Raw genomic sequence first — 25,055 nt, forward strand, 5'->3', positions numbered from 1 at the left:
TCAGCCCCCGCCGATCTCACGCTTCGCGGAATCTGTAGCCGACACCATAGAGCGTTTCGATCATCTCGAAGTCGTCGTCGACGGCCTTGAACTTCTTGCGCAGGCGCTTGATGTGGCTGTCGATGGTACGGTCATCGACATAGACCTGCTCATCATAGGCCGAATCCATCAAAGCGTCTCGGCTTTTGACGACGCCCGGGCGCTGGGCCAGCGAGTGCAGGATCAGGAATTCGGTGACGGTCAGGATGACCGGCTCGCCCTTCCAGGTGCAGGTGTGGCGCTCCTGGTCCATCACCAGCTGACCGCGCTCCAGCGAGCGCGACTGCGGGCTCGGCGTCTTGGCCGCGGCCTCGCGGGCACTTGCCCGGCGCAGCACGGCGCGCACGCGCTCGACCAGCAGACGCTGGGAGAACGGCTTGCGGATGAAATCGTCGGCACCCATCTTGAGGCCGAAGAGCTCATCGATCTCGTCGTCCTTCGACGTCAGGAAAATCACCGGCAGGTCAGTCTTCTGGCGCAGCCGGCGCAGCAGTTCCATACCGTCCATGCGCGGCATCTTGATGTCGAGGATGGCGAGGTTCGGCGGCCGCGCGGCCAGCCCTTCAAGTGCCGAGGCACCGTCGGTGTAGGTCTCGACACGGTAACCTTCGGACTCGAGCGCGATCGAAACCGATGTCAAAATGTTGCGGTCGTCGTCGACAAGCGCGATCGTTGCCATTTCCAGCGGCTCCCTCATGAGCGGGTGTCCCTTCCTGCTTCAGAGCAGGGCTTGTGCAGGACAAATTAGGTACAAAATGTGGCATACCCCCCGATGAAGGGGAGCGCAACCACCACAACCAGTCCGCTTTCTATATGGGGCGCCTCAAGAAAAGCTCGAACAAAAAGGTTTTGTTGCAAGATTTTGACCAGCGTCATGGGAGGAAACCCCTGACAAGTCATCGGCGTATCAAATGTTCAAGAACCGCCAGTTCGCTTGCAATATCGCTCCCGGCGCCGGCGTAAACATCGGCATCAGGCCACGATTGAACCGACGAACATGCAACCGACGAAGTATGCAGCCATGCGCCAGCCCAGGCGGGTCCGTCTTGTCGATTGCAAGCAACTGAGGTGCCGGTTCGATGACGTCCTTGCCAATCGCCTTCTCTCTTCCATCGCGTCGCGAGCGAATTACTGGCCCAGAAAGGCCGCGGCCGCCGACTGACCGCCGATGACCGCCACCACTTCGGCCTCGATCAGGAAGCCCTCATACATCAGGCCGGCAACACGCACGGCGGTGGCCGCGGGGCCTGGATCGGAAATGTAGCGCAGACGCACTCGCGTCATCTTCTCCCAAAACTCCTGGATCTCCTCGCCCTGACCGTCGAAGACGTAGTAGGTGTTGAGCTTGACGACATCCTTCCAGGTCGCGCCGGCGCTGGCCAGCACGCGGGTGATGTTGTCGAAGACGTTCTGCGTCTGCAGTTCGATGTCGCCCTCTCCAACGACATTGCCATGTTTGTCGGCCGATAATTGCCCCCCCACGAACACCATCGGACCGATCCGCCAGCCTTGCGAGAACGGCGTGGGAATGTGCCAGTCCCAATGGTTAGCAGGCGACAGGCGCTGACGTCCGGTATCAAGGATAGGCTGGCTGGACAAAATTCTTTTCCTACTGCTGTTGGCGGCACGCAAGCCGTCGGCCCTCATATCTGCGGCCTCATGCATTAGGACTTGCAAGAATGCATCGATAAACACCTATCTTTCTAAATTCTTTTCGATAGTTTCGATGTGATCGGAGAGGGAGGTCAGCATGCGGTTTTCGCCGTCGGATTTGCGCGGTCTCGCCGTGTTCCGGTCGATCATCGACAATGGCGGCTTCGGCGGCGCCCAGTTGGCCCTCGGCATGAGCCAGTCGACGTTGAGCTTTCATCTGAAGGCGCTGGAAGATCGTGTCGGCTTCGAATTGTGCCGCCGAGGCCGCCGCGGCTTCCAGCTCACCGAAAAGGGCCGGGAAGTGTTCGAGGCCTCCAAGAGCCTCGTCGCAGCCGTTTCAAGTTTCGAAAGCAAGCTCGGCGAACTGAAGAAGGAGATCGTGGGGACACTCCGTGTCGGCGTGGTTGCCAACACTGTCAGCGATCCGAATCTGCCCATCGACGCGGTGATGGAAGCATGCCTGCGGAAGGTGAAGGACGCCGACATCGAGCTTCTGGTCGCACACCCGCAGGCGCTGATAGACGAATTGGGAAGAGACGGCATCGATATTGCGCTGACGCCGCCGATGCGTATCAGTGCGGATTTTCGCGAGAAGGTCTTCTACCACGAGATGCACTCGCTCTACTGCAGCCACCGCCACCCCCTGTTCAAGGTTGGCAAGGCGGCGCTGACACGAGAGGAAATCGCCCGCCACGACTTCATTGTGCGGTCTTACGCCAACAAGGCCGAGATCAGCTTCTATCCGGGTGCCCAGGTACGGATTCAGTCATCCACCATGGAGGCGCAGGCGATCTTGGTCCTGAGCGGCAGCGTGATCGGCTATCTGCCCGAACATTTCGCTCGCCAGTGGGAGCAAAGCGGCCAGATGCGGCGGCTGAATTCACCGGCCGAGCGCTATGCCTCGCCGTTGGTGATCGTCTCGAAGCTGGATCAGAGAATTTCCGCGATCCAGCGCATGTTCATCAAGGAACTGACGAGCCGGTGCGTTCTGGATGGAACCGGCCCGTAGGCCTTCATCGTTGTCTGCTTGCCAGACCCAAGCCAGCCTCCAAAGGCCCCCCAGGTCCGGCTCGCATTTAGGCCGTCACGAAGAAGGCTGCCATTTCCACTTACGGCCGCAACCGGCCTTGCGCGCGGCCATGGCGGCGAATGCCTCGGCCATCAGTCGAGCGGCAAGCGCCGAGGTGATGTGCGAGGCGCTGTCATGCTCGGGAGCAACCTCGACGACGTCGAAACCGACAAGGCCGTTCTCGCAGACCAGCCTTACGGCATCGATGGCCTCCCTGGCCGTCAGTCCGCCGGGCTCGATGCTGTTCGTGGCCGGCGCGAAGGCCGGATCGACACCATCGATGTCGAAGCTGACATAAGGGGCCTGCCCGTCAGGAGAAGCCACCTGAAGCGCCTCGATGGCGACCTCAGAGATCCCGCGCGCCTCGATTTCCGACATTCCATAGATGCGGATTCCAAGCTCACGTGCGATGGGCGTCCACTCCTGGACGTTGCGCGGGCCGCGCGCGCCGATGATCGCGACGCGACGCGGATCGATATTGGGAAGCTCGCAGATGCGCTTGAGCGGCGAGGCGCGGGTCAGGCGGTCCTCACGATAGCTCTCGGCGAGATCGAGATGGGTATCGAAGATGACCATGCCGGCCTTGTAGTCAATATCCCGGACGGCCTCTTTCACCGCCGGATATGTAACGCCATGATCGCCGCCGATCATGAAAGGAACGGCCGACGCCTTCTTGACGGCAGCAATTCGCGCCTCGAGACGCTCGTAGCTCCTGGCATTGTCACCGGGCACGATATCGACATCGCCGGCATCGAGCACCTTGATGTGGTTGAAGACTTCGAGATCCCAATCGAAGTTGTATGACCCATAGAGAAGCGACAGCTTGCGAACCCAGGCCGGTGCCAGGCGCGTAGCACCGCCGCGCAGTGTTGCAATGCCGTCGTAGGGCATGCCGACCACGATCGCGTCGGCTTCGACGTCCGACAGATCGGGGCAGTATGGCGTTGCCATGAAGCTGGGCGTGTCGCCATAGATCAGCTTGACCAGCCGGGGATTCTCGAAGGCGCTTTCAGTCATCATCATTTCCATTCTTGCAGTTTAGAATAGTTGCCCGAAGGCACGCCCAGGCCCTGGAACCGGATCGTACCGATCCGGTTCCGCTGGCGTGACCTGCAGGTTGGGAAGAACTCGTGGACTAAGTCGCCGGACTTGCGCTGACCTTCCGCTAGAAGGAGCGCGTCCTCCAGGTGTCGAGGAATTGCTTGAGGCGGTCGTTACGAGGGTTCTTGAAGATCTCGTCCGGACTGCCTTGTTCAAGGATCACGCCTCGATCCATGAAGACGACCGTGTCGGCCATCTGTGCGGCAAACCCCATTTCGTGTGTCACAATGGCCATGGTCATGCCTTCGACGGCAAGCTGGCGCATCACGCCAAGCACCTCGCCCACCAACTCGGGATCAAGCGCCGAGGTCGGTTCGTCAAACAGGATGACGTGCGGCTTCATCGCGAGTGCCCGGGCAATGGCCACCCGTTGCTGCTGTCCGCCGGACAATTGCGACGGGTAGTTGCCAGCCTTGTCGCCCAGGCCGACCTTGGAGAGTGCTTCTCGGGCCTCCCTTTCGGCCTGATCAGCCTTCAGCTTGCGCGTGACGCGAAGCGCCAAAGCGACGTTTTCCAGAGCCGTCATGTGCGGCCAGAGATTGAAGTGCTGAAAAACCATGCCGACGTTGCGGCGCACCTTGGCGAGCTCGCGATGCCCCTGCATGAGACGGCGCTCGCCCTGTTGCTTGTAGCCCAGCAGTTGCCCCTCGATGCTGACCCTGCCGCCGGTATAGGGATCCAGGAAGGCAAGGCATCGGAGCAGCGTGCTCTTGCCGGACCCCGACGGGCCGATGATGCAAACGACTTCCGACCTTCGGATCTTCAGATCGATCCCATTGAGAACAGGCACCGGACCAAAGGTCTTGGTGAGTTCCTCGACCTCGATGACAACCTCCCGGTCGGAGGCAGCCAATTCAACCCGGGGCTGACCATTAAGCGCCATGACTAAACCTCCGCTCCAGGAACAGGCCACACCGGGCGACGGCCTCAATGATGACCCAGTAGATGACTGTGACCGCGATGTATGGTTCGATTATCGACGACGTCTCGTTGACGATCTGGGTCGCGACCTTCGTCAACTCGCTGACGGTGATGATGGAAAGCAGCGCCGACTCCTTGAACATCATGACGATCTGACCAAACAGGGCGGGAATGATGAGCCGCAGCATCTGCGGAATCTTGATACGCAGGACGATGCTGGTCCGCGAAAGACCGAGCATTTCTCCCGCCTCGATCTGTCCGCGCGGGATCGACTGAAAGCCGGCGCGGAATATCTCCGCAAAATAGGCTGCCCCGTAGATCCCCAGTCCGAGAATTCCTGCGGGAACCGGGTCCACAACGAGCCCGATGGAGGGCCCGCCGTAGTAGAGCATGAACAGCACGATCAGGACGGGCGTGCCGCGCATGATCTCGACATACGTCCTGACCATCCATCGGACCGGCGCCAAAGAGCTTCCGTTGAGAAGTTCGAGGACGAGACCAAGACCGAGCGCCAACACTGTCGCCAGCGATGTCACGTAAAGAGTGGCCCAGGCTCCCGATAGGAGCAGTGGCAGGAATTGGCTGATTGTATCGATGACCGTCACGCCCGGGCTCCACGTGCAAGTCGCGCCTCGGCACGACGCCCCAACTGCGCAATGACCAGATTCATGACGATGTAGATGATGGCGATCAGCCCGTAGACCTCGAGTGGCCGATAGGTAGCGGAGACAATCTGCTGCCCGGTCCGCAGAAGTTCTGTCACCGAGATGACCGAAATAATCGACGAGTTTTTCAGGATGCTTATGAACTCATTGGTGATGGCGGGCGTCACTAGACGCAGCAGCTGCGGGATGACGATACGCCGGCGGATGGTGATGGGCGCTATGCCAAGCATCTGCGCCGCCTCCACCTGTCCCTTGGGAACGGCGCTCAATCCTCCGCGGAAGATTTCTGCCTGGAAAGCCGATGTGTTCAGTATCAATGCGAGCACCGCGGCGGTGACCGGCGAGAGATCCAGCCCGATCGACGGCAGCAGATAAAAGACGAGCAGAATCTGCACGAGCAACGGCGTGCCACGCCAGAAACTCCGGTAGACCGCGCAGAACAGGCGGATCGGCCGGTTATGTGAGACGAGGCCAAAAGCGAAGGCCAGTCCCAGCGGCATGCCGAGCAGGATGGAGGCGCCTGAAATGACTGCCGTCGTTGCCGCGCCCACCAGCAGCATCTCCTTGTAGGCCCATGCAATGTGCAGAAATTCCATCCGCTCCTCCTCCTGGCGCGACTCGTACGGGATTGCTCGTCGGCGCCGCCGTTTGGCGGCGCCGACAGTTCGGGACGGCCTGGTGGCCGATGTGCCTTATTGCGGTGCTGGGAGCGTCAACGGCAGATCGACGGAACTGCCGATCCATTTTTTCTGGAGTTCCGCCAGGACACCGCTCTTGTTCAGTTCCTGCAGACGCTCGTCGATCTTGCGGATCAGAGTGGCACTGTCTTCGTCCCTGCGTGCCGCCCAGGTGATATAACGGCTGGGTCCGAAGGCGGGCTGAACGACCTCGAAATCATCGGGGCGCTTCTGTTTCAGCATGAACAAAGCCGGCAGCGTATTGGCCACGGCATCGATACGACCGACCATCAGGTCAGCGTAGGCCTCCTCGAAGCCGACATAGGTCTTGACTTCCTTGACCGGGATTCCCTGCGCCTTGAGCTGCTCGGCAAATGCATTTATGTCGCCGAGCGGAACCGAACCGGCCTGCGTGCCGACAATCTTGCCGGCGATGTCCTCGGACACGTTGAGCGATGTGTCGGATTTGCGCTTGATCAGAGCGACGGTGGCGTCCGCAATCGGCGCGCTCAACGCGAACTTCTCATAGCGCGCCTTGTCGGCCACGATCGAGGTGACGACATAATCGAACTTTTTCGCCTGAAGGCCAGGAAGAATTCCCTGGAAAGGCAGGTCCATCCGGTTCAGCTTGACGTCGGGGAAAACCTCCATGACGCGAGCGATGACATCGGCCGAATAGCCGACGATCTCGCCGTTTTCGACGAACTCGAACGGCGCATAACGCGCCTCCGTCCCAACCACGAATTCGCCGCGCGTCTCGATCGACGCAAGCAGGTCCTGCTCTCCGGCATGTGCTGGCACCGCAGCAAGAGCGGCCGCGCAACAGCCCAGCGTCAACGACAAAAGGCGCGAAATAAATGCCGACTTGACCTTACCACCCACAAGCCACCTCCCTGATTTTTTCCACCCCAAGCTTCGGCCTCATGGCACGAGCCGTAGGGACAGGGGCGACTGATAGACAGTATTTTACATCACATACATCTCAATTTTGCGATGCTGACATTCAATTTCCAAATACTTGATCGCTGATTATAATGCGGTTCTGGAACGCGCTGAACGCGGGCGGAATGTTGCACATCCGCCTGGGAGCGGCGGGCAAAAACGTGCAAAAAGGGGTAACGATGCGATTTTCGGACATGGATCTGAAGTCGATCCGCGTCTTTCGTGCTGTGGTCGATAACCATGGTTTCGCGGGCGCCCAGATCGCCCTCAACATAAGCCAGCCTGCCGTAAGCGCTCACATCAAAGCCTTGGAGGAACGACTCGGCTTTACCCTGTGCCAAAGAGGCAAGTCGGGCTTCCAGCTCACGGAGAAAGGCGAGCGCGTCTATGACAGCATCAAGACGCTGCTTCATGCGGTCGAACACTGCGAGACGGCAATTGGCGAACTGCGCCACCACCTGACCGGCGTACTGCGCCTGGGGCTTGCGGCCAACACCATCACCGACAGGAATTTCTCCATCCGCGAAGCCATGGAGAGATTCAACCTGCGCGACCACGACGTCTCGCCCAACATTCTGATCGGAACGCCGGACCTTCTGGAGAAGGAGCTATTGAACGGATCGCTTCATCTGGCGGTGGGAAATTTCACGAGCAATTTCGATGTTTTGCGCTACCGAAAGCTCTATGACGAAAAGAACACGATCTATTGCAGCGCTCACAGCCCCCTCTTCACGATAGACGATGCGGAAATTTCGCCGACGAAGGTTCGGAATGGCAATTTCGTCACCCGCGCCTATCTGAACCAGATTGAGCTGTCGCACCTTCCCGGCACGCGCCCATGCGCCGTCGTCTCGAACATGGAGGCGCAAGCGATCCTGATCCTCAGCGGCAACTATATCGGCTATCTTGCGGATCACTATGCCGCGGGGTGGGTGGAAACGGGCGAACTCCGACCGCTGTCCCATCCCGAGCTCGACAGGCTCATCCCGTTCCATCTGGTGACCCGGAAGGGGATGCCGCCGTCGCAGGTGGTAGAAGTGTTTATTGCAGATTTGTGCGCAGCCATGCGCGTCTGAGGGTCCAATCCTGGCGGCTCAGGCCCGCGCCGCGCTGACCATCTGCCCGATGGAAACCAACGGCTTGCGGCCGCCCCCCAAAGCTCTGCGGCAGACACTCGACGAGTTAGTCCTGACCTTCCAATTGCGACGGGCTCTGGCCCTGCGCCGATGCCCGTCGCTTCCCGTACTCAAGCCCAACACCGGAACGAACTCAGAATTGGACAGATTCTGCAGGCAACGACTCAATGAGAAGTGCTCAGTTCGTTGCTACGCATTTTGCGTATGGTCCATTCAATAACCAACGCAACAATCGTCATGGCGATGAGCAAGCTGCTGACCGCGGCAATGGTGGGTTCGACCTCAAGCAAGAGGCTGTTCCAAATACGCACGGGCAACGTTTCCGCGCGAATCCCTGCGAGGAAAAGCGAGATGAGCAATTCATCGAATGAAGTCAGAAACGAGAACAGCAGTGCGGATATCAGGCCGGGCATTGCGAGCGGAAGGACAACGTGGCGAAGCACACCAGCGCGCGAGCAGCCGCTGATCATCGCCGCACGCTCAAGATTTGGATCGATGGTCTTCAAGGTCGACTGCAATATGATCAGAACGACAGGGAGTGCCACGACACTGTGCGCCAACGCGATCCACGGTTTGAACCCTACCAGGCCGAAGCGCGCGGAAAGGAAGTACATGGCAACCGCAGTTACTATGTGCGGCACAATCAGTGGCATCAGAAGCAAGGCGACAACGGCATTGCGGAAGGCGAAAGCGCCGCGTGCGATTGCATAGGCTGCCAGAAACCCCACCGCAGTCGAAAACACGCAGGCCATGAGGGCTATGACGAAGGAGTTCCACAACGACGCGAGCCACCGAGCGTCCCCGAGGAAGCGGAAATACCACTGCAGCGAAAGGCTTTCCGGCGGGAACTTTAGGTATCCGCCACCGCTGAACGATGCCACGACCACCACGGCGATCGGAGCAAGCATCCCGCCGCAAAGCAGAACGACGAGCGCCTGTAGTATCCAGCTTCGGAGTGAATTACCGGCCATCATACGAATCTTTCCCCGGAACGATCCGCAAATCGGCCGTAGAGCGCATAGAGAGTGAGCGTGATGGCCAGCAGCGCGATCGTCATCAGGGCGGCGACAGGCCAGTTTTGCGAAACCTCGATCTCACGCTCGATGAGCGTCGCCATCATGATGTCGCCGGTCCCGCCCATGAGGGCAGGCGTTATGAAAAATCCGATCGCAAGGATAAAGACGATCAGCGATCCGGCCATGACTCCGTGCAGGGTCAACGGCAGGAAGACCTTTGCAAAGATCGTAAGCGGCCTTGCGCCCATTCCCTCGGCGGCCTGGAGCAGCCGGGAATCGACGGCCTTCATCGCACCAAACAGTGTCAGCACCATATATGGAAGCAGAACATAGGTCATGCCAATGACCACCCCGAGCCGGTTGTACATCAGGTTCAACGGCTCATTGATCAACCCGGTCGAAAGAAGAACCTGATTGACGATGCCGTTGCGCCCCAGAATGACCATCCAGGCGTAAGTGCGAACCACAACACTGGTGAAATAGGGAACGACGATGCAAATGAGAATGAGGGAAAAGGCGAGTCCCTTTGCTCTCGAGAGCGCGTAGGAAAGTGGGTATCCGATGATCAGCGCGGAAATCGTCACGACCAGAGCGATCACATTCGTCGTCCAGATTGCCCCAAGGATAGCGCGGGAGCCAAGGACGGACTTCGCCTCCGACCAAATTGCGTCAATGCTGCCAAGCTCCGCCAGCGAGGCGCCGACAAACCAGGCGATCGGCATCATGAACAGCGCGATCACCAGGACAAGGGCTGGCGCGATGAGCGCCCATTGGCTGATGCGGTAAAGGGGCATCTAATTACTTTCCCAGGAAACGTGCATCAGCCGACTGCCAGGAAAGGAGCACTTTGTCCCCCGGGCTAAAAGTCGAGCTGCTTGAGCCATTTGCCGCGTCGCACAGGACGGTCTGATCGTTCACGACGGAGACTTCGTAGCGAATGATGTTTCCGAGGAAGGAAACGCGCCTGACCTCACCGGGCAGCTGATTTACGTTTGGCGGTGCGTCCGACGGCAAGAGGGTCACTTTTTCAGGTCGAACGAACAGTTTCCCATCGTTCAGGTCGCCGATGTCTTCAGCGGTCTGGAATTGCGATCCAGTGGCGCTTTGCAGAACACCGTTGACACGTCTCGCCTCGATCAGGTTTGCCTCACCCAGAAATTTGGCGACGAAGGAGCTTTCGGGACGCTCATAGATCGCACGCGGTGAGCCCATTTGTGCAATCACGCCCCGGTCCATGATCGCGATGCGATCCGACATGGTGAGGGCTTCTTCCTGATCGTGCGTCACGTAGACGACCGTCATACCCAACCGCCGGGAGATCTCCTTGATCTCGACCTGCATGTGGTAGCGCAAGTTCTTGTCGAGAGCTCCCAGAGGCTCATCCATAAGGACGACCGAAGGATGCCCGACGATAGCACGCGCCAATGCCACGCGCTGTTGCTGGCCGCCGGAAAGCTGCCGCGCGAAGCGGCTCTCAAACCCTGTAAGCTTGACCATCTCCAGTGCTTTTTTTACCCGTTCCGCAATCTCTGCCTTCGGCAGTTTTCGGATGGTCAATGGAAAGGCCACATTCCCGAAGACATCGAGGTGCGGAAAGATCGCATAGTTCTGGAAAACCATGCCGAGCCCCCGCTCTCGCGGGGGCGCAAAGGTGGCATCGGTGCCATTGATGTGGATGCGGCCCTGGTCGGGTCGGATGAACCCCGCGAGCAGGGACAAAGTCGTTGTCTTGCCGCTGCCTGAAGGACCCAAAAGACTGAAAAACTCACCTTGCGGGATGGTCAAGGATATATCCTTGACCACGGTTTCCCGACCGTAGCTCTTTCTGAGGGCGCTAAGTTCGACGCTTGGAGGAGTGCTCGGTTTCATTGGAGAATCCAGTTCGACCATTCGCGATTGACCAGTTCCCGATTGTCCTCCCACCAATCAATGTTCGGCAAGAACCCGACCGCCCTCGATGCGGGGCTGCCTGGCAGCTGGGCGGCCTGTTCAGCGGTCAGGATGCCGAAGGCTTTCTGATTGGTAGGTCCGTATTGGAGGTCGGCCGAATACCTCGCCTGAACCTCAGGCTGCAACATGAAGTCGATCAGCATCTGGGCGTTCTTGGCGTTCGGCGCGCCCTCGAATACGCCGAGCGACTGGAGTTGCTGCATGTGCTGGTTCCAGACGAAGCCGAGCGGGACACCCTGATCGATCAGCGGCTGGACGCGACCATTCCAGATCGAGCCAAGCAACACTTCCTGGTCAAGCATCATCTGGCTGGATAGTGCCCCGGTGTCCCAGAACTTGCGGATATGAGGGCGCAGCCTGCTCATCGCTTCGAACGCTCTCTTGATGTCCAGCGGATAAAGCTGATCCATCGGCACTCCATCCGCGAGCAGAGCGAATTCCAGGTTCGGATGGCCCGTGGCCATGTCGGCGAGCATTCTCGGACCCGCGAATTTCTCGGAGTTCCAGAAGTCGGACCAGTTCTGCGGATGCTGTCCATCCGGGAAGCTGTTCGTATTGTAGGCGAGCACGCTCGCATAGACGTAGTGCCCGACATGCTTGTCCTGGCGATAATCGACCATGACGTCATCGGGCTTGGACCATTTCCAACTTCCATAGTCGATCGGAGCCAGGACGCCTTCGCGCTGCAATGTCACGAGCGGACCGATGGCCGCGTCGATAAGGTCCAGCTCGACATTCCGAGCCCTCGCCATGGTCAGCATTTTCGCGATTGTCGCGGCGACCGGAATAACCGTGATACCGGTTAGTTCCGTGAACGGATCGTAGACTTGGCGCCGCATGACATCGTCATAGCGGCCGCCTGTTGTCCGGACGATCACCTGTTCCGACGACTGCGCCGTGCCGCGCAGCACGAACGGCGCAGTGAGCATCACGCCACCGCCTAAAAGAACTTTCCGACGCGACGGCAAGAAATTCGTCGTTGTGTCTGCCATAAACCTCTCCCATTTCCGATATTTCAGGCTGCGTGCGCTGCTTTCAAAACCCGGCACCTCGGAAACCTCGGCCGCGCAATGCACATTCATCGATTTGGTTGGCTGGCCGCGCTATGCGGCGAGACATCAGAGTCTTCGGGCGCTCAGGCCTCGTTGACGATCAGCCGGCGCGGAAACTGAGTAAGCAACTCCGGTCCGTTTGAGCCGACGGCTACGGTTTCACTCATCGAAACCTGGTCGGCCGAGGCGTAGATGTGAAAGACCATGCCCTCCTCGACCACCCAGTCGGCGCCAGGGTGAAACGTTCTGGTGAAGTCGCTGGATCGGGGCGTCTGCGTCAAATAGTGCCCGAGCGTGTAACCGGTGATGTTGTCGTAGCTGTCCCTCAATCCAGATCGCACGACGCCCTCGCGGAGAATACCATCGACCTTCGATGCGAGAGCGCCCGGCCTCAAGGCGGCGATCTGCTCATCCTGAATGGCGATCAGTTTTTCTGCCGTCGCTGCGAGCTTCGCTGACGGCTCACCGACGCTAACGCAGCGCATGAGGCGCGCGCTGTACCCTGACACCCGCGGCATCAGCTCAAGGTGAATCACATCGCCGCGGGAAAGCGGTCCGTCGGTGAAGTGTCCATGGATGAAGTCTGCGCCTATTGCAGGGCAGATCAGCGTGTGCGTGGCAAGGTCGCTCCCGAGCTCGACATAGGCAGCCGTTGCGACACGCGCCGCATCCCGCTGCGAACCGCCGACAACGCAGGCGGCGGCTGCGCGGCGCATGGCCTCGTCGGCGATCGACGAAGCACGGCGGAGCAGTTCGATCTCGGCAGGCAGTTTGATAAGACGCAGATCGTTGGCCAACTGCCCAAGATCCACGGTCCGGAGCCCGGGCAAAACGCTCTTCAATCGCTCCAGCCTATAGTAGGACATGCCATAGGAGTTGTAGTCTAGACCCATGGCGGCGCTGGAAAGTCCCCGCTCTGCCAGCAGCGACGCGAGGACCGGCATCGGGTCTTCCCAATCGCGGTAAGGGTAAACGTCGCGGATCCAAGTGCCCTGGCGGCATGGCTCGGCATCCAACGCCCGGATGAGAATAAACGGGTCGCTTTCGATCGGGACAATGACGCAACGCCACCGGTTCATCGAGTTGGCGTAGCCGCAGATCCAGGTCATGGCTTCAATTTCGTCAAACAAAGCCACATCCACCTTGGACGCCCTCATGTGCCGGCGTATTTCGGCGAGCCGTCCAGCAAATTCTTCTGTCGAGATCTGAACAGTCTTGGTCATCGAAGTCATTTCCGTTGATTCTAGTACCGGCATCGGCCCGGCGGACCGCGAACAATCAGATTGGGAGGCGCGAACGGCGCGGCACGTCTGGCGCGGACATCAGAAATCGTCCCGTAGACGGCAGAGTGCGAATAGCCTGCAACGAGGACCGCATTCAGCCTGCAGGCACCGCAGCCCCATCCTCAAGGACAGTAGCTCCTGATCGCCAAGTAATTGCTGGGACATCGACACGGACACCTCCCCCATATCCACGTTTTGTCCAGCATGGCGCCGCCTATCATATCTGTCAAGTGACTTGATCAATGATCATGCGGTCCGATAAATAGTAATCAGCATTTCTTCTTTTGCAAACGCTCTCGCCGGCAATTATGGTGACAACGGCGACCCCTAAGGAGCAAGCATGGCAAAGCGAGTGAGCGCGCAGTTGAACGTAGGCGATCACCAAGACGTCGATCAGCGCGACCAGCCTCCGGCCATCGGCATCCGTCTCAAGCATGCCCGACTCACCAAAGGGTTGAGCTTGCGGCAGATCGCGGACATCGCCGGCTGCTCGGAGAGCTTCGTCTCGAAGGTGGAGCACGACCGGGTCCGTCCCTCTCTGGCGACCTTGCATCGCTTGGTCAAAGCGCTCGAAATCAATATCGCAGCACTGTTCTCGGACGCGGACCTCGATGAGAGCGGTCCGGTTTTCGTCTATCGCGCAGGACAGCGTCCTCTCATCCACATGGACCCTCTTCGAAAGGGAGAAGGGATCACGCTTGAACGCCTCATTCCCCATGCGCGCGGCATCCTGCTCCAGGCTAACGTGCATATTGTGGCGCCGAACGGGGCGAGCGCTGGCCTGATCGAGCACGAAGGGGAAGAGATTGGCTATGTGCTAGAGGGCGAGCTGGAGTTGCAGGTGGAAGATAAATTCTATCATCTCGTCATCGGTGACAGCTTCTTTTTCAACTCCAAACTGCCGCACGGCTATCGAAATCCGGGCAGCGTCCAAGCCTCGATCCTGTGGGTGAATACACCACCAAGCTTCTGAAAGAATTGTATATTCTGCAACTCGGCACTACAGGACACTCTGATCTACCCCTTGAGTCGTTTGCACGAAAACCAGCCCCGCTGCCTCCCCGGCCCTGGCTTCAAGAATGCCGGGATCCACAAGCGTGTCCCCCTGACCAAGCACGTGGTCGCCGGCGATTAGCTTCCCGAAAGCGCAATAGACGGCGACGAGGTTGTGGGCCAATCGAATGCGATGACCGCCGGCGACGATGCGTGCCGACACCTCGATACGTCCGTAGTCCCGCGCCACATAAACATTGAAGGCGCGCGCGGGAGTCCGCACGCGACAACGGGTAGGCACGTCGCCGGCAAAAAAGAATGGCACAAGCGGGGTGCACCGCACAGGCACACCCGCGCCGACTGCCAGTTCAACCCCTTCGCCATCCACCAGAGTGAAGTATCGGTCACAATCGGCAAAATACGAAAAATCAGCATCCCTCGTCAGGTCCGCGATGCTGATAAGCCAGTCGATTCGTCTGTCCAGCGATTGCTTTCCCGCAACGTCCCGGGTGATGCCATGCCCGTTGGGCCAGGGCTTGGCGACCAGATCTGCACCCCGCACCATTGTCTGAACCATTGTTCGATCCTTTCCGCAGGCCGGGTCTCTTCGATGGTATCCGGCACTCCAGTCATTCTTATGGCATATTTATCAAGCTACTTGACTCAAGAGAAATATATATTCAAGTAGCGCATTCGAAAATTGCCGAAGTGAGCCCCCTATGGATCGCAGCCCCCTATCGAGCCTCCCGCTTACGATCGATGGCGAAGCATTGTGGCGGCGCCTGCAGGAGCTCGCCACATTCGGCGCCCGTTCAGATGGGGGGGTCGATCGCCCAGCCCTAAGTGCGACCGAAAGAGCCGCGCGCCGCCGGCTGATCGAATGGGCGGATGCACTGGGCGCGACCAGCCATATCGACCCTGCAGGAAACATGTTCTTTCGTCGGGCTGGTATCGACGACCTCGATCCGGTTCTTTTCGGGAGCCACATCGACAGCCAGCCCAATGGTGGCCGCTACGACGGCGCGTATGGCGTGGTGGCCGGCTTTGCCTTGCTGGAAGCGGCGGCGCGAGCACAATTGGTCCATGCGCGCCCAATTGAAGTCGTCGTCTGGAACAACGAGGAAGGCTCCCGCTACTCGCCGGGCGCCATGGGATCGGCACTTTTCGCGGGCCAGATCGGACTGGACGCTCTCCGCGACGTGCAAGACGCTGACGGGCTGCGTTTTGCCGACGAACTTGAAGCGACCATTGCCGATGCAAAGGCCGCCGGTGCACGTGAACGAAAGCTGGGGTTTCCGGTTCACGCATTCATCGAGCCTCATATCGAGCAAGGGCCCATTTTGGAAAGAGAAGGCCTGCCCGTCGGTATCGTCGACGGAATACAAGGGCTGCGATGGTATCGCGTCACGGTGCACGGCTCATCGGCCCACGCAGGCACCACCCCGCGGGCCGCGCGACGAGATGCCTTCGTTGGAGCCGCGGAACTGGCAGCGGCGTTGCGGGCGCCCACCATCGATTCCGAAGATGCCGTTCGTTTCACAATCGGCCGCTTCCGAGTCTTCCCGGGCAGCCCGAATACAATCGCCGAACGGGCGGAATTCAGCGTTGACCTGCGTCACAACGACGACGCGCTGCTCACCTCCCTCGATGAGGTTTTCACGGAACTGGCGCAAAGGAGCTGGTCCGGCTGTTCCGTCGAAATGGAAAGGGTGATGACACTGAGCCCGGTCTCCTTCGACGAGCGGGTGATCGGCCTTCTCGAGCAAGGCGCAAGAACCAGCGGACGTTCCTATCGCCGCATGACTTCGGGTGCCTTCCACGACGCCACGCACATGGCATCACTTTGCCCGACTGCAATGGTATTTATTCCCTGTGCCGCCGGAATTAGCCACAATCCCCTCGAACGGATCGAACCTCATGATGCGCTGGCCGGCGCCGAGGTGGCGATTGCCGCTATTGTGGCTCTGGCACAAAGCTGATCCAGGCAACTTGCTGCCACGACGCAGATAGATGGGTGGCATCATTGCTTAGAGCTGCTGCTCGCGAAGCAAACTTCGCCACTTCCGCATCATCTCGATCTCGGTGCTGCACATGCGCATCGTGCGGCATGAGATCCTCGACATACACCAGTCGCCAGTTGAGCCACAGCGCCGAAGCCGCATCGGCAAAATGGCTGCGCTCGACAAAACCTCGGCCACCAAGATCGCTCCCGCAACAAAACCACAACCTGCCTGCCTACCCGGCAAGGTGGGACTAATCCCCGTCATTTAAACGATTTAGATAAATTCTAAAATATTTAAATCGATTAATGATTTGAAATCGCTTGGCTTTTCTGTTTCTGGCTGCCTCGGTCCCTCGGGGACAGCGGCGTCCGGCCCGAAGACCGGACATTGGCGTCAAATCGAACGAGGGTTCACCGAATGTCGGAAGTCGGTAAGCGTAATCCCGCCAACGGGATCGAAACGGCAGGGCTCAAAACGTCGGGCACCGTGCATTACAACCTTGGCGCTGCCCTGCTGGTCGAAGAGGCGGTCCGTCGCGGCGAGGCCCGGCTGACTGCCCATGGCGCGCTCGTTGCCGACACGGGGCAGTACACCGGCCGCTCGCCCAAGGACAAGTTCGTCGTGCGCGACGAAAACACCGAGTCCCAGGTCTGGTGGGACAACAACAATGCGATGATGCGAGCGCAGTTCGACGCGCTGCATGCAGATTTCCTGGCCCATGCGGCCGACAAGGACCTGTTCGTCCAGGACCTGATCGGCGGCGCCGACCGCTCGCTCAGCCTGCCGACGCGCGTCATCACCGAATACGCCTGGCACTCGATGTTCATCCGCAACCTGCTGATCCGCCCGGAAACGGCTGAACTGGCCGGCTTCGCGCCGAAGATGACGATCATCGACCTGCCGTCGTTCCGGGCCGACACGGCGCGCCATGGCGGCCGCAGCGAGACGCTGATCGCGGTCGATCTGACGCGCATGATCGTGCTCATCGGCGGCACCAAATATGCCGGCGAGATGAAGAAGTCGGTCTTCACCGCGCTCAACTACATCCTGCCGGCGGGCGGCGTGATGCCCATGCACTGCTCGGCCAATGAAGGGCCCGATGGCGACGCCGCCGTGTTCTTCGGCCTGTCGGGAACCGGCAAGACGACGCTGTCGGCCGATCCCAAGCGCACGCTGATCGGCGACGACGAGCATGGCTGGGGCCCGGACGGCATCTTCAACTTCGAAGGCGGCTGCTACGCCAAGACCATTCGCCTGTCGGCCGAAGCCGAGCCGGAAATCTTTGCGACGACCCAGCGTTTCGGCACGGTGCTCGAGAACGTCGTGCTCGACGAGAACCGCGTGCCTGACTTCAACGACGGCTCGCGTACCGAAAACACCCGTTGCGCCTATCCGCTCGACTTCATCCCGAATGCCAGCGCCACCGGGCGCGCCAGCCACCCGAAGAACATCATCATGCTGACGGCCGACGCCTTCGGCGTGATGCCGCCCATCGCAAAGCTGACGCCGGCGCAGGCGATGTACCACTTCCTGTCCGGCTATACCGCCAAGGTCGCCGGCACCGAGCGCGGCGTGACCGAGCCGGAAGCGACGTTCTCGACCTGCTTCGGCGCACCGTTCATGCCCAGGCACCCCAGCGAATACGGCAACCTGCTGCGCCAGCTGATCTCCGACCACGGCGTCAATTGCTGGCTGGTCAACACCGGCTGGACCGGCGGCGCCTATGGCACGGGTTCGCGCATGCCGATCAAGGCGACGCGCGCGCTGCTCACTGCCGCCCTCGACGGCTCGCTCAATGGGGTCGAATTCCGCACCGATGCCCATTTCGGCTTCGCCGTGCCGGTTTCGGTTCCCGGCGTCGACGGCAAGATACTCGACCCGCGTTCAACCTGGGCCGACGGCGCTGCCTATGACCGCCAGGCCAAGAAGCTGGTGCAGATGTTCATCGACAACTTCGGCAAGTTCGAAAGCCATGTCGACGCCTCGGTGCGCGGCGCGGCACCGCGCACGCAGGAAGCCGCCGAATAACCACGGCACCTGGCGTAACGATCTCGAAAAAGGCCCGGCCAAGTGCTGGGCCTTTTCTTTTCGGCCGCACCACGGCATGACTTGGCGCATGAGTGCCGACGACAAGATCATCATCGCAAGTGACGTGGTCATCCATCCCGACGACCTCGAGGAGAACTTCATCCGCTCGTCGGGGCCGGGCGGCCAGAACGTCAACAAGGTCGCCACAGCCGTGCAGCTGCGCTTCGATGCGGCCAATGCGCCGGGCCTGCCCGAGCGGGTGCGTGAGCGCACCATAAAGTTCGCGGGCCAGAAGGCGACCAAGGAGGGCGTGATCGTCATCGAGGCGGGGCGCTACCGCACCCAGGAGCAGAACCGGGCCGACGCCAGGGCGCGGCTGGTGGCACTTGTCGCCAAGGCTGCCGAGCCGCCACCGCCGCCGCGCAAGAAGACCAGGCCGACAAAGGGCTCGGTCGAGCGAAGGCTGAAAAGCAAGGCCGGCCGCTCGACGGTCAAGAAGCTGCGCGGGCGCGTCGACGGCGATTAAGCCTTGGGAATCAATCCCGCTTCCATTTTGGCAAGGCAGGTGCCAAGCTCCGGCGAATGCCACAGCAAGGGAGACTACGAATGGGCATGTTCGATTTCGTCAAGAATGTCGGCAAGAAGCTTGGCTTCGGCGACGACGAGGCACCGAGCGCCGACACGCTGAAGAAGGAGCTCGATTCGCACAAGCTCGGCACCGACAACGTTCAGGTGGTGGTCAAGGGCGACACTGCCGTGCTGACGGGCGTGGTCAAGGACCAGTCGATCTTCGAAAAGGCGGTGATCGCCGTCGGCAACACGCTCGGCGTCTCCAAGGTGCAAGCCGACGAGTTGAAGGTGGTGGCGCCCGATTCCGGTCTCAAGCTCGACAGCAAGGTCGACATGACCGAACTGGTCAAGGCGGCGACGCCGGCCAAGGCGCCGGTGTTCTACACGGTCAAGAAGGGCGACAATCTGTCGAAGATCGCCGAAGCCCAGTATGGCAAAGGCAAGGCATCGAAATACACCGTTATCTTCGAAGCCAACAAGCCGATGCTGACGCACCCCGACAAGATCTATCCGGGCCAGGTGCTGCGCATCCCCGATATCGCGACGGCGTAACCTCGCCTCGCACAAATCATTTCGCGGACGGCGGCTTTCGGGTCGCCGTTTTGCATTTCGGCTGACATTGTCGCCTGCGACAACCCAACTGGACCTGAACCGTGCTCGTATTGCCCAAAGGCGTCCGCCACATGCCCGGCTTTCTCTCGCGCGACGTGCAGGAGAGCCTGGTCGAGAGCATCCGCGAGGTGGTGAAGGCTGCACCGCTCTACACGCCGGCCATGCCGAAGACCGGCAAGGAAATGAGCGTCAGGATGACCAATTGCGGCTCGCTGGGCTGGGTCACCGACAAGGAGGGCGGCTACCGCTACCAGCCGACCCATCCCGTCACAGGCGAACCGTGGCCGCCGATCCCCGAGGCGCTACTTGCGCTTTGGCGCGAGGTTTCGGGCTATCCGCATCCTCCGGAAGCCTGCCTCGTCAATTTCTACACGGACACTGCGAAGATGGGCCTGCACCAGGATCGCGACGAGCGGGAGTTCGCCGCACCCGTGGTGTCGGTGTCGCTGGGCGACGCCTGCCTGTTCCGCGTCGGCGGCACAAGGCGCGACGATCGCACCGTGTCGTTCAGGCTGGAAAGCGGAGACGTCGTCGTGCTCGGCGGGGAGGGGCGGCTGGCGTTCCATGGCGTCGACCGCATCTACCCGATGACATCGGCGCTGCTGAAGCAGGGCGGGCGGATCAATCTCACGCTAAGACGCGTGACGCGGCCGGCCTAGAGCATCCCCGAAAAGTGGCCCCGGTTTTCGGACAAGACCATGCTCCAACAAAAAGACCTTCAGAGCTTGCGGATCGCCACTTCCTCGACGAGATGGCCGGCACCCTTCTTGAGGATGAGGTCGGCGCGCGGCCGCGTGGGCAGGATGTTCTCGCGCAGGTTCTTCAGGTTGATGTTGGCCCACAGCCCCTCGGCAATGGCGCGGGCCGCATCCTCCGACAGCTGCGAGTAGCGATGGAAGAAAGACTGCGGATTGCGGAAAGCGGTCTCGCGCAGCCGCATGAAGCGGTCGATGTACCACTCGTGGATGATGCTCTCATCGGCGTCGATGTAGATCGAGAAGTCGAAGAAATCGGAGACGAAAGGCACGAAGTTGCCGTCCTTGGGCAGTTCGCGCGGCTGCAGCACGTTGATGCCCTCGAAGATCAGGATGTCGGGCCGGTCGACGGTGACGAACTCGCCCGGCATCACGTCGTAGGTCAGGTGCGAGTAGACGGGCGCGCGCACATTGGGCTGGCCCGACTTGATCGCCGAGAGGAAGCGCAGCAGCGCACCGACATCGTAGCTGTCGGGGAAACCCTTGCGCTCCATCAGGCTGTCGCGGCGCAGCACGTCGTTGGGGTAGAGGAAGCCGTCGGTGGTGACGAGATCGACCTTCGGGCTCGACGGCCAGCGGGTGAGCAGTTCCTTGAGGATACGCGCGGTGGTCGACTTGCCGACGGCGACCGACCCCGCCATGCCGATGATGAAGGGCGTCTTGGTGCCCTTCTTGTCCGAGTTGAAGAAGCGCTGGCGCTGGCGAAACAGCTGCTGGCTGGTCTCGACATGGGCGGAGAGCAGACGCGACAGCGACAGGTAGATGCGCCGGACCTCGACGAGATCGATGGGCTCGTACATCGAGCTCAGCCGCGCCACCTCGTCCTGGGTCAGGGTCATCGACATGTCGGCGCCGAAACCGGCCCAATGCTCGGCCGAGAAGAACCAATAGGGTGAGTATTTGTCCGTCGGCGCGAGTTGATCCATCGAACCTCCCCTGCGGGACCTGACCAGTGGTCAGCCCTCGTTCTTCCGCGCTGCCTTCTCGGCGACACCCGACTGCGAGGTGCGGCGCTCGAGCTCGGTCATCACCTCGGCCATCGGGACGCCGGCGACAGCCAGCACGACGAGCCAATGATAAAGGAGATCGGCGCTTTCCGAAACGAGGGCACGATCGTCACCCTTGACCGCGGCGATGACGGTCTCGACCGCCTCTTCGCCAAGCTTCTTGGCCGCCCGCTCCATGCCGCCCTGGTAAAGCTTGGCGGTCCATGAATTGGCATCGCCCGAACGTGCCCGCTCGGTGACGATCTTTTCCAGGTCGGCAAGGGAAAATCCGCTCATCTTGGCCTCGGCAACAAAGTCAGCCAATCGGGTCGAGCCGCATCGGCAAACCCGCTTTTGCCATGTGCGCCTTGGCCTCGGCAATGGTGTAGGTGCCGAAATGGAAGATCGAAGCGGCAAGAACCGCCGTCGCATGACCCTCGCGGATGCCTGCTACCATGTGGTCGAGGTTGCCGACGCCACCCGAAGCGATGACCGGCGCTCGCACGGCGTCCGCCACCGCACGGGTGAGGGCGATGTCGTAGCCGATCTTGGTGCCGTCGCGGTCCATCGACGTGAGCAGGATTTCACCGGCGCCGAGATCGACGACCTTGCGGGCGAACTCGACCGCATCGATGCCGGTGCGCTCGCGGCCGCCATGGGTGAAGATCTCCCAGCGATCGGCTTCATTCGCCACCGAAACCTTCTTGGCGTCGATGGCAACGACGATGCACTGGTTGCCGAACTTGTCGGCGGCTTCGGCGACAAAGTCGGGGTTCTTCACGGCAGCCGTGTTGATAGACACCTTGTCGGCGCCGGCGAGCAGCAGCTTGCGGATGTCGGCAACCTGGCGCACGCCGCCGCCGACGGTCAGCGGCATGAAGCACTGCTCGGCGGTACGGGCGATGACGTCGAAGATGGTTTCGCGGTTGTCGGAGGACGCTGTGATGTCGAGGAAGCAGAGTTCGTCGGCACCGGCGGCATCATAGGCCTTGGCGGCCTCGACCGGATCGCCGGCGTCGATTAGATCGACGAACTGCACGCCCTTGACGACGCGGCCGTCCTTGACGTCGAGGCAGGGGATGACACGGGCCTTGAGGGTCATTTCCGTTCCTCGAACAGTCCGGGTTCAGGCTTCAGAGTGCCGCGCAGGATGGCCAGCGCCTCAGCCGGGTCGATGCGACCGTCATAAAGCGCGCGGCCGGAAATCGCACCTTCGAGCTTTTTCGCATCCGGCATGGTCATGCGGACGATGTCGGCGAGCGATGCGAGACCGCCAGAGGCAATGACCGGGATCGACACGGCCTCGGCGAGGTCGATGGTCGAATCCCAATTGATGCCGGCAAGCACCCCGTCGCGGTCGATGTCGGTGTAGATGATGGCGGCGACGCCGACACCCTCGAACTTCTTCGCCAACTCGACGACGCCGAGGCTCGACGCTTCGGCCCAGCCTTCGACGGCGACCTTGCCGCCCTTGGCATCGATGCCGACGGCGACCTTGCCGGGGAATTTCCTGCAAGCTTCCTTGACCAGTTCGGGGTCGCGCACGGCGACCGTGCCGAGGATGACGCGGGCGAGGCCCTTTTCCAGCCAGCTCTCGATATGGGCAAGCGTACGGATGCCGCCGCCGAGCTGGACCGGGTTCTTCGTCGCCTTGAGGATTGCCTCGACGGCCGCACCGTTGACGCTCTCGCCGGCAAAGGCGCCGTTGAGGTCGACGACATGGAGCCATTCGAAGCCCTGGTCCTCAAAGGCTTTCGCCTGGGCAGCGGGGTCGTTGTTGTAGACGGTCGCCTGGTCCATGTCGCCAAGCTTGAGGCGTACGCACTGGCCGTCCTTGAGGTCGATGGCCGGAAAGAGGATCATGGCTTCCACCTCAGGAAATTGGCGATGAGGGCAAGGCCAAGCGCCTGGCTCTTTTCAGGATGAAACTGCGTGCCGACCAGGTTGTCGCGCGCCACCGCGGCAGTGACCCGGCCGCCATAGTCGGCGCTGGCCAGCACCTGTCTCTCGTCGGTTGCGTCGAGATGGTATGAGTGCACGAAATAGGCGTGCAGGCCGCCTGGTCCCGTCGGAATGCCGTCGAAGACGGGGTGGCCATGTTTCACGTGAATCGTGTTCCAGCCAATCTGCGGAATCTTCAGCGACGGGTCGGACGGAGTGATCTCCTTGACGTCGCCCGATATCCAGCCGAAGCCATTGGTGACGGTCTTTTCCAGCCCGCGTTCGGACATCAGCTGCATGCCGACGCAGATACCGAGGAAGGGATGCGCCTTGCGGATGGCCACCTCCTCGACTGCGTCCCACATGCCGTCGACGGCGCGCAGGCCACGGGCACAATCGGCATAAGCGCCGACGCCGGGCAGCACGACGCGGTCGGCGGAAAGCACGCGCTCGGCATCGGCGGTCAGCTCGATCTTGGCCGCTATGCCGGCCTCGCGGGCGGCACGTTCGAAGGCCTTGGTCGCCGAGCGCAGATTGCCCGAGCCGTAGTCGATGATGGCAACGCGCATGTCAGTTTCTTCCGGGATAGTGCAGGAGGCCGAGCGCTCCGCCAGCAGGTTGAGGCCGGGGCGTGGCAGGGGAGATGGCGACGGCAGCCGATGTCGGCTCTTCGTCGGCTTCAGCGGCGAAGAGGTAGCGCATTTCGGCGTCTTCGACCGAATCCGCCTCGATCACGCCCCATTGGCGCCAGCCGGCACGGCGAAGGGCTGCGATGCGCAGCGCACCGCCTTCGAGCCCGACATAGAGCGAGATGAGCAGCGGCAGCAGCGGTGCGGCAAAGGTCAGCCCCGCCCATTCGCTGGCCGCGGCAAGCGCCAGGGTGGCGGCAAAGGTCATCGCCGCCTCGAGCCAGAGCCGGTGCCACAGCAACCACAGCAGCGGCGCAATGAAGCCGAAGAAATGGAAGCCGTCGCGAATGAAGACGGCGCTTTCCGAAGCGCTGGTTCCCGCCTTGGCGGGCGGCTCCATGACGACATGGATGGCCATGGCTATCCCTTCAGGCTGCCCTTGGTCGAGGGTACTGCGTCAGGCTGGCGCGGGTCGCTTTCAAGTGCCATGCGCAGCGCGCGCGCCACAGCCTTGAAGCAGGTTTCGGCGATATGGTGGTTGTTGGCGCCATAATGGTTGGTGACATGCAGGGTGATGCCAGCGTTCTGGGCCAGCGCCTGGAAGAACTCGCGCACCAGCTCGGTATCGAAGGTGCCGATCTTGGGCGCCGAGAAAGCGACGTTCCAGACCAGGAACGGGCGGCCCGACACGTCGATGGCGGCGCGCGTCAGCGTCTCGTCCATGGCGAGGTCGATCGAGGCATAGCGCATGATGCCGCGGCGGTCGCCCAGCGCCTTGGACAAGGCCTGGCCGAGCGCGATGCCGCAATCCTCGACGGTGTGGTGGTCGTCGATGTGCAGGTCGCCCTTGGCGGAGACCTTCATGTCGATCAGCGAATGCCGCGACAGCTGGTCGAGCATGTGGTCGAAGAAGCCGACGCCGGTCGCCATCTCCGAACGGCCGGTGCCGTCGACATGGACCGAGACGGAAATCTCGGTTTCCTTGGTCTTGCGGCTGACTTCGGCGGAACGGGGGGCCATGGCGGATCCTTGTC

Annotated in this window: 28 protein-coding genes; 8 read left to right on the forward strand and 20 right to left on the reverse strand. The window is 61.0% G+C overall.

Annotation, left to right across the window (positions count from 1 at the left end):
• Positions 1 to 16: 16 nt before the first annotated feature.
• Positions 17 to 718 (reverse strand): response regulator transcription factor, encoded by a 702-nt coding sequence (locus GGQ99_RS16020; RefSeq protein WP_055982326.1) that lies wholly within the window; start codon positions 716 to 718, stop codon positions 17 to 19.
• A gap of 449 nt (positions 719 to 1,167) precedes the next feature.
• A complete protein-coding gene (locus GGQ99_RS16025; protein WP_183263306.1) occupies positions 1,168 to 1,686 on the reverse strand; it encodes a RidA family protein in 519 nt (172 codons plus the stop codon).
• Positions 1,687 to 1,789: 103 nt separating this feature from the next.
• Between GGQ99_RS16025 and GGQ99_RS16030 the strand changes: the two genes are divergently transcribed.
• On the forward strand, positions 1,790 to 2,701 hold the full coding sequence (locus tag GGQ99_RS16030) for a LysR family transcriptional regulator (protein ID WP_183263307.1): 912 nt from the start codon (positions 1,790 to 1,792) through the stop codon (positions 2,699 to 2,701).
• Between the two features lie 75 nt (positions 2,702 to 2,776).
• Here the strand turns inward: GGQ99_RS16030 and GGQ99_RS16035 are convergent, their stop codons facing one another.
• The 5 genes from GGQ99_RS16035 to GGQ99_RS16055 all read right to left on the reverse strand — a co-directional run bounded on the left by GGQ99_RS16035 (position 2,777) and on the right by GGQ99_RS16055 (position 7,007).
• Positions 2,777 to 3,778, reverse strand: a complete 1,002-nt coding sequence (locus tag GGQ99_RS16035) for an agmatinase family protein (RefSeq protein ID WP_183263308.1) — start codon at positions 3,776 to 3,778, stop codon at positions 2,777 to 2,779.
• Positions 3,779 to 3,926: 148 nt separating this feature from the next.
• Entirely contained in the window at positions 3,927 to 4,745 is an 819-nt protein-coding gene (locus GGQ99_RS16040) for an amino acid ABC transporter ATP-binding protein (RefSeq protein ID WP_183263486.1), read from the reverse strand.
• A complete protein-coding gene (locus tag GGQ99_RS16045) occupies positions 4,735 to 5,388 on the reverse strand; it encodes an ABC transporter permease subunit (RefSeq protein ID WP_183263309.1) in 654 nt (217 codons plus the stop codon). Before GGQ99_RS16045 ends, GGQ99_RS16040 begins: the two co-directional genes overlap by 11 nt.
• Complete coding sequence (locus tag GGQ99_RS16050) at positions 5,385 to 6,044, reverse strand: amino acid ABC transporter permease (RefSeq protein WP_210307911.1); 660 nt, start codon at positions 6,042 to 6,044, stop codon at positions 5,385 to 5,387. Before GGQ99_RS16050 ends, GGQ99_RS16045 begins: the two co-directional genes overlap by 4 nt.
• A 96-nt stretch (positions 6,045 to 6,140) precedes the next feature.
• Complete coding sequence (locus GGQ99_RS16055) at positions 6,141 to 7,007, reverse strand: transporter substrate-binding domain-containing protein (RefSeq protein ID WP_210307912.1); 867 nt, start codon at positions 7,005 to 7,007, stop codon at positions 6,141 to 6,143.
• A 152-nt stretch (positions 7,008 to 7,159) separates the two neighbouring features.
• On the opposite strand from GGQ99_RS16055, the gene GGQ99_RS16060 reads away from it, so the two are divergent.
• Entirely contained in the window at positions 7,160 to 8,143 is a 984-nt protein-coding gene (locus GGQ99_RS16060) for a LysR family transcriptional regulator (RefSeq protein ID WP_183263310.1), read from the forward strand.
• A gap of 224 nt (positions 8,144 to 8,367) precedes the next feature.
• Here GGQ99_RS16060 and GGQ99_RS16065 read toward each other — a convergent pair whose 3' ends face one another.
• From GGQ99_RS16065 to GGQ99_RS16085, 5 genes are all read right to left on the reverse strand, one after another.
• The gene (locus GGQ99_RS16065) at positions 8,368 to 9,177 is read right to left on the reverse strand and encodes an ABC transporter permease (RefSeq protein WP_183263311.1); all 810 of its coding nucleotides are present in this window, start codon (positions 9,175 to 9,177) and stop codon (positions 8,368 to 8,370) included.
• Entirely contained in the window at positions 9,174 to 10,013 is an 840-nt protein-coding gene (locus tag GGQ99_RS16070; RefSeq protein ID WP_183263312.1) for an ABC transporter permease, read from the reverse strand. The genes GGQ99_RS16065 and GGQ99_RS16070 overlap by 4 nt, the downstream gene beginning before the upstream one ends.
• A 4-nt stretch (positions 10,014 to 10,017) precedes the next feature.
• Positions 10,018 to 11,088 (reverse strand): ABC transporter ATP-binding protein, encoded by a 1,071-nt coding sequence (locus GGQ99_RS16075; protein ID WP_183263313.1) that lies wholly within the window; start codon positions 11,086 to 11,088, stop codon positions 10,018 to 10,020.
• Positions 11,085 to 12,161 carry an ABC transporter substrate-binding protein gene (locus GGQ99_RS16080; RefSeq protein ID WP_183263314.1) on the reverse strand — a complete coding sequence of 359 codons (1,077 nt, stop codon included), beginning with the start codon at positions 12,159 to 12,161 and terminating at the stop codon, positions 11,085 to 11,087. The genes GGQ99_RS16075 and GGQ99_RS16080 overlap by 4 nt, the downstream gene beginning before the upstream one ends.
• A 143-nt stretch (positions 12,162 to 12,304) precedes the next feature.
• Positions 12,305 to 13,444, reverse strand: a complete 1,140-nt coding sequence (locus GGQ99_RS16085; protein WP_183263315.1) for a M24 family metallopeptidase — start codon at positions 13,442 to 13,444, stop codon at positions 12,305 to 12,307.
• Positions 13,445 to 13,844: 400 nt separating this feature from the next.
• On the opposite strand from GGQ99_RS16085, the gene GGQ99_RS16090 reads away from it, so the two are divergent.
• Positions 13,845 to 14,477: a cupin domain-containing protein gene (locus GGQ99_RS16090; protein WP_183263316.1), complete on the forward strand. Its 633-nt coding sequence runs from the start codon at positions 13,845 to 13,847 to the stop codon at positions 14,475 to 14,477.
• A gap of 27 nt (positions 14,478 to 14,504) precedes the next feature.
• On the opposite strand, the gene GGQ99_RS16095 is transcribed toward GGQ99_RS16090, so the two are convergent.
• Positions 14,505 to 15,074, reverse strand: coding sequence for a HutD/Ves family protein (locus GGQ99_RS16095; protein WP_183263317.1), 570 nt, complete (start codon positions 15,072 to 15,074; stop codon positions 14,505 to 14,507).
• A gap of 142 nt (positions 15,075 to 15,216) precedes the next feature.
• On the opposite strand from GGQ99_RS16095, the gene GGQ99_RS16100 reads away from it, so the two are divergent.
• The 5 genes from GGQ99_RS16100 to GGQ99_RS16120 all read left to right on the forward strand — a co-directional run bounded on the left by GGQ99_RS16100 (position 15,217) and on the right by GGQ99_RS16120 (position 20,369).
• Positions 15,217 to 16,476, forward strand: a complete 1,260-nt coding sequence (locus GGQ99_RS16100; RefSeq protein ID WP_183263318.1) for a M20 family metallo-hydrolase — start codon at positions 15,217 to 15,219, stop codon at positions 16,474 to 16,476.
• A 441-nt stretch (positions 16,477 to 16,917) separates the two neighbouring features.
• Positions 16,918 to 18,528: a phosphoenolpyruvate carboxykinase gene (locus GGQ99_RS16105; RefSeq protein WP_183263319.1), complete on the forward strand. Its 1,611-nt coding sequence runs from the start codon at positions 16,918 to 16,920 to the stop codon at positions 18,526 to 18,528.
• Between the two features lie 88 nt (positions 18,529 to 18,616).
• Positions 18,617 to 19,054: an alternative ribosome rescue aminoacyl-tRNA hydrolase ArfB gene (arfB, locus tag GGQ99_RS16110; RefSeq protein WP_183263320.1), complete on the forward strand. Its 438-nt coding sequence runs from the start codon at positions 18,617 to 18,619 to the stop codon at positions 19,052 to 19,054.
• Between the two features lie 80 nt (positions 19,055 to 19,134).
• Positions 19,135 to 19,650 carry a peptidoglycan-binding protein LysM gene (gene lysM, locus GGQ99_RS16115; protein ID WP_055981896.1) on the forward strand — a complete coding sequence of 172 codons (516 nt, stop codon included), beginning with the start codon at positions 19,135 to 19,137 and terminating at the stop codon, positions 19,648 to 19,650.
• Positions 19,651 to 19,751: 101 nt separating this feature from the next.
• Entirely contained in the window at positions 19,752 to 20,369 is a 618-nt protein-coding gene (locus GGQ99_RS16120) for an alpha-ketoglutarate-dependent dioxygenase AlkB family protein (protein ID WP_183263321.1), read from the forward strand.
• A 59-nt stretch (positions 20,370 to 20,428) separates the two neighbouring features.
• Here the strand turns inward: GGQ99_RS16120 and coaA are convergent, their stop codons facing one another.
• From coaA to hisB, 7 genes are read right to left on the reverse strand one after another with little or no spacing between them, the layout of a single operon-like run.
• The gene (coaA, locus tag GGQ99_RS16125) at positions 20,429 to 21,391 is read right to left on the reverse strand and encodes a type I pantothenate kinase (protein ID WP_108606138.1); all 963 of its coding nucleotides are present in this window, start codon (positions 21,389 to 21,391) and stop codon (positions 20,429 to 20,431) included.
• A 30-nt stretch (positions 21,392 to 21,421) separates the two neighbouring features.
• Positions 21,422 to 21,748 carry a phosphoribosyl-ATP diphosphatase gene (locus GGQ99_RS16130; protein WP_108609620.1) on the reverse strand — a complete coding sequence of 109 codons (327 nt, stop codon included), beginning with the start codon at positions 21,746 to 21,748 and terminating at the stop codon, positions 21,422 to 21,424.
• 19 nt (positions 21,749 to 21,767) lie between these two features.
• Positions 21,768 to 22,553, reverse strand: a complete 786-nt coding sequence (gene hisF / locus GGQ99_RS16135; protein WP_183263322.1) for an imidazole glycerol phosphate synthase subunit HisF — start codon at positions 22,551 to 22,553, stop codon at positions 21,768 to 21,770.
• On the reverse strand, positions 22,550 to 23,314 hold the full coding sequence (gene hisA / locus GGQ99_RS16140; RefSeq protein ID WP_183263323.1) for a 1-(5-phosphoribosyl)-5-[(5-phosphoribosylamino)methylideneamino]imidazole-4-carboxamide isomerase: 765 nt from the start codon (positions 23,312 to 23,314) through the stop codon (positions 22,550 to 22,552). The genes hisF and hisA overlap by 4 nt, the downstream gene beginning before the upstream one ends.
• Positions 23,311 to 23,961: an imidazole glycerol phosphate synthase subunit HisH gene (gene hisH, locus GGQ99_RS16145; RefSeq protein WP_183263324.1), complete on the reverse strand. Its 651-nt coding sequence runs from the start codon at positions 23,959 to 23,961 to the stop codon at positions 23,311 to 23,313. Before hisH ends, hisA begins: the two co-directional genes overlap by 4 nt.
• A 1-nt stretch (position 23,962) precedes the next feature.
• Positions 23,963 to 24,439: a DUF2628 domain-containing protein gene (locus GGQ99_RS16150; RefSeq protein ID WP_183263325.1), complete on the reverse strand. Its 477-nt coding sequence runs from the start codon at positions 24,437 to 24,439 to the stop codon at positions 23,963 to 23,965.
• A gap of 2 nt (positions 24,440 to 24,441) precedes the next feature.
• Positions 24,442 to 25,041 (reverse strand): imidazoleglycerol-phosphate dehydratase HisB, encoded by a 600-nt coding sequence (hisB, locus tag GGQ99_RS16155; RefSeq protein WP_108606143.1) that lies wholly within the window; start codon positions 25,039 to 25,041, stop codon positions 24,442 to 24,444.
• Between the last annotated feature and the right edge of the window lie 14 nt (positions 25,042 to 25,055).

The organism is Aminobacter niigataensis (assembly GCF_014200015.1).
In the GTDB taxonomy this organism is placed as follows: domain Bacteria; phylum Pseudomonadota; class Alphaproteobacteria; order Rhizobiales; family Rhizobiaceae; genus Aminobacter; species Aminobacter niigataensis.

Coding starts and splice junctions, on each gene's coding strand:
- GGQ99_RS16020 (WP_055982326.1), bottom strand. CDS start 718: ATGGCAACGATCGCGCTTGTCGACGACGACCGCAACATTTTGACATCG.
- GGQ99_RS16025 (WP_183263306.1), bottom strand. CDS start 1,686: ATGAGGGCCGACGGCTTGCGTGCCGCCAACAGCAGTAGGAAAAGAATT.
- GGQ99_RS16030 (WP_183263307.1), top strand. CDS start 1,790: ATGCGGTTTTCGCCGTCGGATTTGCGCGGTCTCGCCGTGTTCCGGTCG.
- GGQ99_RS16035 (WP_183263308.1), bottom strand. CDS start 3,778: ATGACTGAAAGCGCCTTCGAGAATCCCCGGCTGGTCAAGCTGATCTAT.
- GGQ99_RS16040 (WP_183263486.1), bottom strand. CDS start 4,745: ATGGCGCTTAATGGTCAGCCCCGGGTTGAATTGGCTGCCTCCGACCGG.
- GGQ99_RS16050 (WP_210307911.1), bottom strand. CDS start 6,044: ATGGAATTTCTGCACATTGCATGGGCCTACAAGGAGATGCTGCTGGTG.
- GGQ99_RS16060 (WP_183263310.1), top strand. CDS start 7,160: ATGCGGTTCTGGAACGCGCTGAACGCGGGCGGAATGTTGCACATCCGC.
- GGQ99_RS16065 (WP_183263311.1), bottom strand. CDS start 9,177: ATGATGGCCGGTAATTCACTCCGAAGCTGGATACTACAGGCGCTCGTC.
- GGQ99_RS16070 (WP_183263312.1), bottom strand. CDS start 10,013: ATGCCCCTTTACCGCATCAGCCAATGGGCGCTCATCGCGCCAGCCCTT.
- GGQ99_RS16075 (WP_183263313.1), bottom strand. CDS start 11,088: ATGAAACCGAGCACTCCTCCAAGCGTCGAACTTAGCGCCCTCAGAAAG.
- GGQ99_RS16080 (WP_183263314.1), bottom strand. CDS start 12,161: ATGGCAGACACAACGACGAATTTCTTGCCGTCGCGTCGGAAAGTTCTT.
- GGQ99_RS16085 (WP_183263315.1), bottom strand. CDS start 13,444: ATGACCAAGACTGTTCAGATCTCGACAGAAGAATTTGCTGGACGGCTC.
- GGQ99_RS16090 (WP_183263316.1), top strand. CDS start 13,845: ATGGCAAAGCGAGTGAGCGCGCAGTTGAACGTAGGCGATCACCAAGAC.
- GGQ99_RS16095 (WP_183263317.1), bottom strand. CDS start 15,074: ATGGTTCAGACAATGGTGCGGGGTGCAGATCTGGTCGCCAAGCCCTGG.
- GGQ99_RS16100 (WP_183263318.1), top strand. CDS start 15,217: ATGGATCGCAGCCCCCTATCGAGCCTCCCGCTTACGATCGATGGCGAA.
- GGQ99_RS16105 (WP_183263319.1), top strand. CDS start 16,918: ATGTCGGAAGTCGGTAAGCGTAATCCCGCCAACGGGATCGAAACGGCA.
- arfB (WP_183263320.1), top strand. CDS start 18,617: ATGAGTGCCGACGACAAGATCATCATCGCAAGTGACGTGGTCATCCAT.
- lysM (WP_055981896.1), top strand. CDS start 19,135: ATGGGCATGTTCGATTTCGTCAAGAATGTCGGCAAGAAGCTTGGCTTC.
- coaA (WP_108606138.1), bottom strand. CDS start 21,391: ATGGATCAACTCGCGCCGACGGACAAATACTCACCCTATTGGTTCTTC.
- GGQ99_RS16130 (WP_108609620.1), bottom strand. CDS start 21,748: ATGAGCGGATTTTCCCTTGCCGACCTGGAAAAGATCGTCACCGAGCGG.
- hisF (WP_183263322.1), bottom strand. CDS start 22,553: ATGACCCTCAAGGCCCGTGTCATCCCCTGCCTCGACGTCAAGGACGGC.
- hisA (WP_183263323.1), bottom strand. CDS start 23,314: ATGATCCTCTTTCCGGCCATCGACCTCAAGGACGGCCAGTGCGTACGC.
- hisH (WP_183263324.1), bottom strand. CDS start 23,961: ATGCGCGTTGCCATCATCGACTACGGCTCGGGCAATCTGCGCTCGGCG.
- GGQ99_RS16150 (WP_183263325.1), bottom strand. CDS start 24,439: ATGGCCATCCATGTCGTCATGGAGCCGCCCGCCAAGGCGGGAACCAGC.
- hisB (WP_108606143.1), bottom strand. CDS start 25,041: ATGGCCCCCCGTTCCGCCGAAGTCAGCCGCAAGACCAAGGAAACCGAG.